At 62.7% G+C, this 220-nt stretch carries 1 protein-coding gene; it reads right to left on the bottom strand.

Going from position 1 to position 220, the window contains the following annotated elements:
- Nucleotides 1-193: class II D-tagatose-bisphosphate aldolase non-catalytic subunit (locus tag AF337_RS18570; protein ID WP_160320329.1), on the bottom strand; the 193-nt coding region annotated here is incomplete at its 3' end.
- Between the last annotated feature and the right edge of the window lie 27 nt (nucleotides 194-220).

The raw sequence follows: 220 nt of genomic DNA, 5'->3' as shown, positions 1-220 counted from the left end.
GCGTCATTCCGGTGTAGCCGCCGACGTGATTGACCTGGTTGCAGGTCGCTTCGATCAGGACGGTGCTCTGGTGTTGCCGCCCGTGTCGGAGTGCTGCGCGAAGCACGATCGGATGGGCGGAGCAGACGGAGGTCACACCTCTCGGGTGGCCTTCGCTCCTCAGCTTGGCCAGTTCGTTGAGATGCACCTGCATCACGGGCGCCTTTCCGTTGAAGCGATA

The organism is Rhizobium ecuadorense (genome assembly GCF_001187535.1).
Classification (GTDB): Bacteria; Pseudomonadota; Alphaproteobacteria; order Rhizobiales; family Rhizobiaceae; genus Rhizobium; species Rhizobium ecuadorense.
Note: the sequence above shows the minus strand (reverse complement) of the source record. Positions and strands in the feature narration are given on the sequence as shown.